The following is a 746-nucleotide window of genomic DNA, read 5'->3' as shown; positions in this document are numbered from 1 at the left end:
TTCTTTGTAGTTGAAAACGGAAGTTCATGTAGTAAAATAACTACACGGATTATTCATTTGGCTTAAATAGAAAAGCCCTCAACAATTTGGAAGCGTTGAGGGCGTATTTAAAATTGATTTTTATTACAATATAATGGTGGTTTTTGAAGAATTTATAAAATAAAAACTTTTTCTAATTCTTTAAAAACATTAATTAAATACTATAAAGAAGTATTTTTGAGAATAGATGCTTCTTTATGCTTTTAAATATCACTCCTTTATATTCAACCTTATACTTGTTACAATTTCGTCTTTAAAGTATAGTGATAATGATATAAAGGGGTTTCCAAATTTATCTGATTCTACAGGATAAGACCATGTTCTGGTAGTATGAATATATGGTTCATGTCCAAAAAGTTCACATATCTCTTTTTTGCTTTTCCCAATAGGAATGTTAAATTTGAAAATATCATTAACAAGAGTTTTTCTTTTTTCTGGACAGGTTTTCCAAAGGATGCTATTAAATTGATGATTACCAATTTCAAGTAAAAACAATAGCTTTTTTATTAGATTCGGCATATTATCTTGTAATTATTTGATTATTACCTGAATTTTACTTATTATACTAAATAGGCCATTTTAACATGAATTTATAAAATATTTAAGAATTATATCACTTTTAAATTCATTAAAATTAATTCTTTAACGATATAAATAATGTTTTATTATAAAGCAGTCGCTGTATATGTAACTGTTTGTGTATAAGT

At 24.8% G+C, this 746-nt stretch carries 1 protein-coding gene; it reads right to left on the bottom strand.

Going from position 1 to position 746, the window contains the following annotated elements; translation table 11 throughout:
- Positions 1–249 precede the first annotated feature (249 nt).
- The gene (locus tag OEA66_RS20410; protein WP_267283142.1) at positions 250–558 is read right to left on the bottom strand and encodes a hypothetical protein; all 309 of its coding nucleotides are present in this window, start codon (positions 556–558) and stop codon (positions 250–252) included.
- Positions 559–746: the final 188 nt, after the last annotated feature.

This window comes from Chryseobacterium luquanense (genome assembly GCF_026460945.1).
GTDB lineage: Bacteria > Bacteroidota > Bacteroidia > Flavobacteriales > Weeksellaceae > Chryseobacterium > Chryseobacterium luquanense.
The sequence above is the reverse complement of the archived record's forward strand: the minus strand, read 5'-3'. Positions and strand labels throughout refer to the sequence as shown.